We start from the raw sequence: 8441 nt of genomic DNA, 5'->3' as shown, positions 1-8441 counted from the left end.
CCCTGGAGGCCCAGATGAACCTGGTGCGGGCCTACCATCTGGCGGGCGAGGCGGAGAAGGCGCGGGCGCTTTGTCTGGAACTGCTGCAGCACCCGGATCCCCAGGCGCGAGGCTGGGCCCAAAAAATCCTGCCCCGCCTGCCCCAAACGGTGGAAAAACCCGCTGCTTCCCCGCCCTCCCCAGAACCGGCTCCTGAAGCTCAGCCGCTCTCCAGCCGCCAACGGGCCGGTCAACTGGGCCTGAAGATCCCCCTGCCGGAGCGGGCCGGCTCTCTACGCTGGGCCAAGTGGGGATCCCTGGCTGTGGGCATCCTCTTCCTCTGGTGGCTGAGTTTTGTGCTGGTGGGCGCTCACCTAGATTTCGGACGGCTGAGTTTTCCGCGGCAACTTTGGTTTTTGCAAGGGTTGCTGCCCTGGCTGCGCAATGGCCTGCGCTGGTTGGTAGCCGGCAGCCTGGCGGTCAACTTTGGCGTCGGCCTTTTGTTTTTTGCCCCCTGGCTGATGGATCACCTGCACCGGCGGCTGCACAAGCTGCGCTGGACCACCTTGGGGGAAATTGAGCGCCACAGTCCCGAGGCGGCCCGCCTGCTGCAGCGCCTCTGCGCCCAAAAACAACTGAAACAACCCCGCCTGGGGGTGATCCCGGAAGGGGGGCCGCTGGCTTTTGTTTACGGCACTCTTCCCGACGGCGGCCGCATCGTGGTCACCCAGGCCCTGTTGCAGCAGCTTGCCCCGGATGAGATTGCCGCCGTCTATGCCCAAGCCCTGGGGCGCATCGTCAACGGCGACATCCTGGTTATGACCCTGCTGGGATCCCCCCTTCAACTGGTTTACTTGGCTCTGGAGCAGGTGAGCCAACTGGGGAACAAACGGCGGGATCTCATCGGCCATGCGGCCCCCCTGCTCTACCTAATCTACACAGTGCTTTCCTACCCGCTGTTTTTCCTCTCTCGCCTGGGCACCTCCCACGCCGATCACTTCGCGGTGGAGGCCACGGGCAACCCCAACGGGCTGGTGGCCGCTCTGCTCAAGTCGGCTGCCGGCCTGCAGGAGGCCCACAAAAACGACCGCCGCCCATCTTCGCTGCTGCACTGCACCCGACTGTTCAGCTTCTTGGACTTCAAAACCACCGCCGCTGCCAGTGCCGCCGTCCGCCTCCGGGATCCCGCCCAAGCTGGCCAAGTCTTTCTCTGGGATCAGCTCAACCCCTGGGCCCGCTGGATGCAGGTCAACTCCAGCCATCCGTTGCCGGGGCACCGCTTCCAGGTTTTGGCGGAGTATGCGCAACGGCTGCGCCTGCTGCCGGAGTTGCGCCTGGGATCTGGATCCAAGTTGGATGGGGTCCGTCTGCAAAGCCGCTTCTGGCTGGATCTGGCCATCTACGCTGCCGAAGTGGTCGGGATCCTCGTCGGTTGGCTGGTGGGGCTGATCCTCTACCTGCTGCTGCAAGATCGCCTCGATCCCAAAGTCATTGCTGCGGTAGCGGTGGTGGGCTGTGGCCTAGGCCTGGGATCCAAGGCGGTGTTGATGTACCGCGGATCCCTGTCGCCCCAGACAACTGATGTACTCCACTTGCTGGCTGACCCCGAGGCGGATCCCTGCCGTGGCCAGCCGGTGGAGCTGGAAGGAGAGCTGCTGGGCTTGGGACAAGCCGGCTATCAACTGGGGGCGGAGCCGAAGCTGCAAGATGCCACCGGGCTGATCCCGCTGCGCTTTACCTCTCCCCTGGGACCGGTGGGCAATGTCTTTTCCGGCCTAAAGCAGCTCCGTGCCCTCATGGGCCGGCGGGTCAAGGTGGTGGGCTGGTTCCGCCGCGGCAACACCGCCTGGGTGGATCTGGCCTATGTGCAAGTGGGATCCGACCGGCTCCACAGCCGTCCCCGCCTGTGGCTGGCTTTGTTGGGTTTGGGAGTTGTCTTGCTGGGGATTTGGGGGGCCTTCTATTTCCCCAACCTGCGCTTCTACCTGCGACGGTGGTAGCCGACCACTAGCGACGAGAGGCCGTCAACTGCGCCTTGCGCAGCCGCACCGACTGGGGCGTGATCTCCACCAGCTCGTCCTCGCCGATGTACTCCAGCGCCCGCTCCAGGTTCATCTCCACCGGCGCCTGCAAATGCACCAGCTCTTCCCCGCTGGCAGCCCGGTGGTTGGTCAGTTGCTTGGTTTTGCAGACGTTCAACTCCAAGTCCTGTGGACGGTTGTGCTCGCCCACGATCATGCCCTTGTAGACGCGGGTACCTGGCGTAATGAAGAACACCCCGCGGTCTTCCGCATTTTTCAGTGCGTAGCTGGTGGCCACCCCTTCTTCAAAGGCGATCAGCACCCCGTTGCGGCGCATTTCCATTTCAGAGGTCAGGGGGCGATACTCCAAAAAGCTGTGGCTCATGATCCCCTCGCCGCGGGTGATGCGGATAAACTCCCCACGGAAGCCGATCAGCCCTCGGGCCGGGATGACAAACTCCAACTGGGCCCGCCCGTCCGCGCCCACCATCAGGTTCTGCATCTCCCCCCGCCGCTGCCCCAGCCGTTCAATGCAGGCGCCCACCGTCGATTCCGGCACATCCAGCACCAAACACTCATAGGGCTCGTAGGGTTGGCCGTTGACCTCGCGGAAGATCACCTTCGGCTGCCCCACCTGAAACTCGTAGCCCTCCCGCCGCATGGTCTCCAGCAAAATGCCCAGGTGCAGCTCGCCCCGCCCCGACACCAAAAAGCGATCCGGGGAATCTGTCTCTTCCACCCGCAGCGCCACGTTGGTTTCCAGCTCCCGCAGCAGGCGCTCCCGCAATTGCCGCGAAGTAACAAAGGTGCCCTCTTGGCCGGCAAAGGGAGAGTCGTTGACGCAGATCATCACCTGCAGCGTCGGCTCATCCACCTTGATCAGCGGCAAAGCCTGCGGGTTCTCGGGAGAGGTGAGGGTGTGGCCGATGTTGGCCTCGGCAAACCCCGCCACGGCGACGATGTGGCCGGCAGTAGCCTCGGTGAGCTCGACGCGCTGCAGGCCCTGGAAGCCAAAGAGCTTGGTTACCTTGCCCTTGACGATCGACCCATCTTCTTTGACCACCGCCAACTGATCCCCAAGGCGGATGGTGCCGTTGTGGATCTTGCCGATCACGATCCGACCCAGGTATTCCGAGTACTCCAGCGTGGTAACCTGCAGTTGTAACGGCTTGGCCGGATCCCCAATCGGCGGCGGGACATGCTTGAGGATGGCTTCAAAGAGGGGCTTCATGTCCAGCGGGCCGCTGTACCTTCCTTCCAGAAAAGCTTTCAGGTCAGCTTCTTCCAGGGCAAAGCCCCGCAGCCCCGAAGCAAAGAGGTAGGGAAAGTCGCACTGGTCTTCGTCGGCCCCCAGCTCCAAAAACAGATCCAGCACCTTGTCGATGGCCTTGTAGGGCTCGGCACGAGGCCGATCGATTTTGTTGACCACCACGATCGGGCGCAGGCCCTTTTCCAACGCCTTGCGCAGCACAAAGCGGGTTTGCGGCATCGGGCCTTCGTTGGCGTCCACGATCAACAAGCAGCCCTCCACCATGCCCAGCACCCGCTCCACCTCTCCGCCGAAGTCGGCGTGGCCGGGGGTATCGACAATATTGATCAGGGTTTCGCCGTAGCGGACGGCTGTGTTCTTGGCCAGGATGGTGATGCCCCGCTCTCGCTCCAGGGCATTGAAGTCCAGCACGCAGGTGGGAATGTCCTCTCCCTCCCGAAAGGTGCCTGCCTGGCGCAGCAGGGCGTCCACAAGGGTGGTTTTGCCGTGGTCGACGTGGGCGATGATGGCGACGTTGCGGATGGGGAGTGACATAAGAAATAATCAACTCATAAAGTAACGCCCTATAGGCGAGCTTGCCCTAGGGCTGCTTCTATAACTGTAGCGCAAAGAAGCGTTACATTAAGAGATAGGGGAGCAACAGAGCGAACTCCCCCACCGACGCCGACAGGCCCTCCTCAGGGGATCCTGTCAACTGCGCCGGCAACCGGCCTAGGTTGCCTACATATCCGCGCCGCGTAGGTAGAGCAGCAGGATAACCGCCGGCCCTGCCAGAACGATCAAGGCCAGCAGCGCCAACTGCACGAACACTTCGTACTGTCCGAACATACCCCCAACTCCCAGAGCTTACGTTTTGTATCCTAAGGGCAGCCCTTCCCCTGAGATGAGAGAGCTGTTACAATTCTTTAATATTTGACACTGCCCAGGGATCCCTAGCGTTCCTGCTGCGCCTGAAACGGCATGGGATCGAGGTTAAACAGCTCCTGCAGGATTTGCATAGCCCTGCGCCGCGCCTCGATGTCCCGCTTGGCCCGCAGCTGCACCATGGGATCGTGCAGGATCTTGTTGACGATGCCGCGGGTGAGGGCGTCGATCACCTCCAGGTGCTTTTCGGCAAAGTCTTTGCCTAGGCGGGAGAGGGCTTTTTCCATCTCCTGCTCGCGTATAGACTCCACCTTGTGGCGCAGGCTGGAAATGGTGGGCACCGTCTCCAGAGAGCGCCACCACTCCATAAACTGCTCCACCTCTTCTTCCACCAAGTCTTCGGCATCCCGGGCCAGCTTTTGCCGCTGGGCGCGGTTTTCTTCCACAATGCGGGAGAGGTGATCCACGTTGAACACCTGTACCCCTCTTAGCTTTTCCACGTCGGGATCAATGTTGCGGGGCACCGAGATATCCACCAACAGCAGCGGCTGATTCGTCTGCAGCACCCCCGCCAGTTGCTCGTAGGTGAGGATCGGCTGGGTGGCGCCAGTGCTGGTGAAGACCAGGTTGGACTCGGCCACACTGCTCAACAGCGCCTCCCAGGGCAACACCTGGATCGGCTGCTCAAATTGTTTGGCCAGGGCCTCGGCTCGCTCCAAGGAGCGGTTGACCACGGTAATATCCACCGCCCCTTTGGCCAGGAGGTGCTGCACCAACAGGCGGGCCATCCTCCCTGCTCCCACCACGGTCACCTTGCCCTGGGAAAGGGATCCTTGCTCCTGCAAGGCCAACTCCACCGCTGCCGAGCTGATGGACATGGCGCCGGTGCCGATCCCCGTCTCGGTGCGGATGCGCTTGCCGGCGGTGATGGCCGCCTTGAAGAGGCGGTTGAGGATGCGATCCATGCCGTTGCAGGCTTGCCCCAGTTGCTGCGCTTTTTTCACTTGCGACAGGATCTGTCCCTCTCCCAACACCAAGCTGTCCAGCCCGGCGGCCACCCGCACCAGGTGCGTCACCGCATCTTGGTAGAGCAGCGTAAACAGGTGCGGGCGCAGTTGGGGCAGCGGGATCCCTTTTGCCTCCGCCAAAAACTGCATCGTCTGCTGGACACCGCTTTCCATTTCTGGGGTGACAATGTAGACTTCCAGCCGGTTACAGGTGCTGAGGATCGCCGCTTCCTCAATGTGGGGGTGGGCACGGAGCTGCTGGATCCTCTCTCCCACCTCGGCCTCGGAAATGCTGAGGCGCTCCCGGATCTCCACAGGAGCTGTGCGATGGCTAAGACCGACAACCGCGATAAACATGCCTCTCCGTCGTCTGTACAGCAACAGTTATTAAAAGCAAAATCTCTGAACAAAAGCAAATCATCCCTTTTCGGGAAGGTTGAGCTGAGACCGGTGTCAAGGCAGTTCCTTGTCTCGGTTCCAGCAAGCTTAGGTAACTTTTCTCAGCCTACCTAAACCCTAAGACCAGTATCGAACCGGTTTCGCAGGATTTTGCTGAAGAGTTATTACGTTTTTTCGGGTTGCAACTTGATAGATTTTTTAACGTTCGACCAACGAGAAGAGCGACCTTCGCCAAGGGAAAGTCGCCCTCATCTTTTCGGCAGGGGATCTGTTTAGCGCAGTTGCAGGCTGCGGGGCTGTTGGCCGTCTTTCATGTGGATGGTATCCACGAAGCGCACCGTGCGCGACTGGCTGGAGATCACCAGGGTTTCGGTGCGGGCCCCACCGCCGAAGAAGCGCACCCCCCGCATCAGGTCGCCATCGGTAATGCCGGTGGCGGCAAAGAGCACTTCCTTGCCGCTGGCCAGCTCTTCACATTCCCACACCTTGTCGGGATCCTCGATGCCCTTTTCTTTCAGTTCCCGCCGCGTTTCCTCCACCGGCGGCAGGTAGGTGCCCGCCTGCACCACTTCGGGATCGTAGATCAGCCGCCCCTGGAAGTGGGCGCCCAGGCAACGCAGCGCCGCTGCCGAGATCACTCCTTCGGGAGCCGCCCCGATCCCCATCAGGGCGTGGATGCCGGTGCCGTTGAAGCCTGCCGAGAGGGCCGCCGAGATGTCGCCATCGGTAATCAGCTTCACCCGCGCCCCCGCCTCGCGGATTTGGCGGATGAGATCGACGTGGCGCTTGCGATCCATGACCACCACCGTCAGGTCTGAGATCTCCCGATCCAGGCTTTCGGCGATGATCTGCAGGTTTTTCTCAGGGGGATAGTCGAGGTGCACCTTGCCCTTAGCCTGGGGCGGAGCCGCCAGCTTTTGCATGTAGATGTCCGGCGCGTGCAGCAGGCCGCCTTTTTCGGAGATGGCCAGCACTGCCATAGAGCCGTTTTGGCCTTTGGCCACCAGGTTGGTACCCTCGCAGGGATCCACGGCAATATCGATTTCCACCAGCTCTTCCACACGGCAGAATTGCTCCGCATCCGGACGGGTACAGATGCCCACCTCTTCCCCGATGTAGAGCATGGGGGCCTCATCGCGGGTTCCCTCCCCGATGACGATGCGACCGCGCATGGGGATCTGGTTCAGTTTCTCCCGCATGGCCTCGACGGCCACCTGATCGGCAGTCTTGTTGTCGCCTTTGCCCATCCAGCGGGCCGCGGCGATGGCAGCCTGCTCCACCACTTCGATGATCTCTAGCCCCAACTTGTTGTCCACGGTGTGCCCCCTTTGTGATGTCGGAACGGTGAAGGCCAACTTAAGGATATCTTCAGACTCTGCTCCTCAGTTTACCAGGGTAGGCTTCTTCTCAGGATCCCGTTCTCTCAACCCCAATAATCTGAGAGAACAAATCCCCCAAAGTCAAGCAGAAAGAGCGATCCCCGTCTTGGCCGTTGGCTATTGTCGGCTGGGGATCAAGGGTGATAGCCTGGCTTAAAGCCAATAAGTTTTTCTTAAGGACATTAAAAAAACGCGATGAGAAGATACGTTTTCGTCAACCGTTCCCGGCAGGTTCAGGTGATCCGAACGATCCCCGGCCACTGGGAGCGTACCCTCTTCCCCGGCCAGTATGCCATTTTCGAGGCGGAGCCCGACGACTACCTAGAAGTGTATAGCTGCTGCTCCACCACCCTTTTGGAAGAGCGCCGCCCCTGCCACTCGCTCTTGGATTCTTCGCTGCCTGAGGCCGATCCCCACTCCTGGCTGCCCCCCCACCTGGGCAGCTTGGCAGATGCAGTGAACGGATAAAGTGAATCAGCTTGGGGATCCCAGATCCTGAGGCCGATTCCCGATTTTGGGCAGCTTGGCAGAAGGGGCATCGGGGGGACGGTTGAGGCAACTGCCCCGTGCGGCGTCGCGGAAGGTGTCGATGCCTTCTATGCAATTGTGATAGCCACAATAGGGGCAATAGAGGCGATCCCCCGGCTGCGGCTCCACGTCAGCCTGGCTCCACCACCGCCGGCAGCGGTCACAGCAAAAGTGGTAGAGAAACTCCAGCGCCACCCTCATGGCAACCATCTCCCTGCCCTGGTAGAGTCCAGCGACGAGAAAGAAGGGGGATACCCTAGATCGCGGCGCTCCAGCTTAGCCGACCAGCAAGACAAAGTCATTATGAGTATGGTATGTTAGGTTTGGTTTACATTTGTACTTTACTGTAAGGAGCGTCGACTAATGTCTCAGGAAGGATGTCTGCGGGTGGGGCAGCCCGCTCCCGATTTTTCGGCCACTGCCGTTTACGACATGGAGTTTAAGACGGTGAGGCTTTCCGACTACCGGGGTAAGAAGTACGTGGTGCTGTTCTTCTACCCCCTGGACTTCACCTTCGTCTGCCCAACGGAGATCACGGCTTTTAGCGATCGCTACGACGAGTTTGCCAAGCTGGACACGGAGATCCTCGGCGTCTCGGTGGATAGCGAGTACTCTCACCTGGCCTGGATTCAGACCGACCGCAAAGCCGGCGGGGTGGGCGAGCTGAGGTATCCGCTGGTCTCCGACCTCAAGAAAGAGATCAGCGCCGCCTACAATGTCCTAGATCCGGCGGCAGGGGTGGCTTTGCGCGGCCTGTTCATTATCGACAAGGAAGGGATCATCCAGCATGCCACCATCAACAACCTGGCCTTTGGCCGCAGCGTGGATGAAACCCTGCGCACCCTGCAGGCCATCCAGTACGTGCAAGCTCACCCCGATGAAGTTTGCCCGGCCAACTGGCAGCCCGGCCAGAGAACGATGAACCCCGACCCGGTGAAATCCAAGGAGTTCTTCGCGGCGGTTGCCAAGTAGGCTTGCCCAGGCCCTGTCAGGG

Annotated in this window: 8 protein-coding genes; 3 read left to right on the top strand and 5 right to left on the bottom strand. The window is 60.9% G+C overall.

Features of this window, described 5'->3' with window-relative positions:
- A partial coding sequence (locus NW844_RS06240; protein ID WP_414334408.1) for a M48 family metalloprotease occupies window positions 1–1979 on the top strand: 1979 nt, incomplete at its 5' end.
- Window positions 1980–1986: 7 nt separating this feature from the next.
- Here NW844_RS06240 and typA read toward each other — a convergent pair.
- The 4 genes from typA to glpX all read right to left on the bottom strand — a co-directional run bounded on the left by typA (window position 1987) and on the right by glpX (window position 6856).
- Window positions 1987–3804, bottom strand: coding sequence for a translational GTPase TypA (gene typA / locus NW844_RS06235; protein ID WP_414334407.1), 1818 nt, complete (start codon window positions 3802–3804; stop codon window positions 1987–1989).
- Window positions 3805–3990: 186 nt separating this feature from the next.
- Window positions 3991–4098, bottom strand: a complete 108-nt coding sequence (gene psb30, locus NW844_RS06230; protein WP_011433833.1) for a photosystem II reaction center protein Ycf12/Psb30 — start codon at window positions 4096–4098, stop codon at window positions 3991–3993.
- Window positions 4099–4202: 104 nt separating this feature from the next.
- On the bottom strand, window positions 4203–5498 hold the full coding sequence (locus NW844_RS06225) for a glutamyl-tRNA reductase (RefSeq protein ID WP_414334406.1): 1296 nt from the start codon (window positions 5496–5498) through the stop codon (window positions 4203–4205).
- Window positions 5499–5812: 314 nt separating this feature from the next.
- On the bottom strand, window positions 5813–6856 hold the full coding sequence (gene glpX / locus NW844_RS06220; protein WP_414334404.1) for a class II fructose-bisphosphatase: 1044 nt from the start codon (window positions 6854–6856) through the stop codon (window positions 5813–5815).
- A 258-nt stretch (window positions 6857–7114) separates the two neighbouring features.
- Here glpX and NW844_RS06215 point away from each other — a divergent pair, with 258 nt between their 5' ends.
- Window positions 7115–7387 carry a DUF1830 domain-containing protein gene (locus NW844_RS06215; RefSeq protein WP_414334402.1) on the top strand — a complete coding sequence of 91 codons (273 nt, stop codon included), beginning with the start codon at window positions 7115–7117 and terminating at the stop codon, window positions 7385–7387.
- 6 nt (window positions 7388–7393) lie between these two features.
- Here the strand turns inward: NW844_RS06215 and NW844_RS06210 are convergent, their stop codons facing one another.
- Window positions 7394–7657 (bottom strand): hypothetical protein, encoded by a 264-nt coding sequence (locus tag NW844_RS06210; RefSeq protein WP_414334401.1) that lies wholly within the window; start codon window positions 7655–7657, stop codon window positions 7394–7396.
- A gap of 153 nt (window positions 7658–7810) precedes the next feature.
- Between NW844_RS06210 and NW844_RS06205 the strand changes: the two genes are divergently transcribed.
- On the top strand, window positions 7811–8419 hold the full coding sequence (locus tag NW844_RS06205; RefSeq protein WP_414334399.1) for a peroxiredoxin: 609 nt from the start codon (window positions 7811–7813) through the stop codon (window positions 8417–8419).
- The last annotated feature ends 22 nt before the right edge of the window (window positions 8420–8441 follow it).

The sequence above is a fragment of the Synechococcus sp. H55.2 genome (genome assembly GCF_047462495.1).
Taxonomy (GTDB): Bacteria; Cyanobacteriota; Cyanobacteriia; order Thermostichales; family Thermostichaceae; genus Thermostichus.
Note: the sequence above shows the minus strand (reverse complement) of the source record. Positions and strands in the feature narration are given on the sequence as shown.

Excerpts from the sequence above, each read along its gene's own strand:
- NW844_RS06205 (WP_414334399.1), top strand. The coding sequence starts at position 7,811 with ATGTCTCAGGAAGGATGTCTGCGGGTGGGGCAGCCCGCTCCCGATTTT.
- typA (WP_414334407.1), bottom strand. The coding sequence starts at position 3,804 with ATGTCACTCCCCATCCGCAACGTCGCCATCATCGCCCACGTCGACCAC.
- psb30 (WP_011433833.1), bottom strand. The coding sequence starts at position 4,098 with ATGTTCGGACAGTACGAAGTGTTCGTGCAGTTGGCGCTGCTGGCCTTG.
- NW844_RS06215 (WP_414334402.1), top strand. The coding sequence starts at position 7,115 with ATGAGAAGATACGTTTTCGTCAACCGTTCCCGGCAGGTTCAGGTGATC.
- NW844_RS06225 (WP_414334406.1), bottom strand. The coding sequence starts at position 5,498 with ATGTTTATCGCGGTTGTCGGTCTTAGCCATCGCACAGCTCCTGTGGAG.
- NW844_RS06210 (WP_414334401.1), bottom strand. The coding sequence starts at position 7,657 with ATGGTTGCCATGAGGGTGGCGCTGGAGTTTCTCTACCACTTTTGCTGT.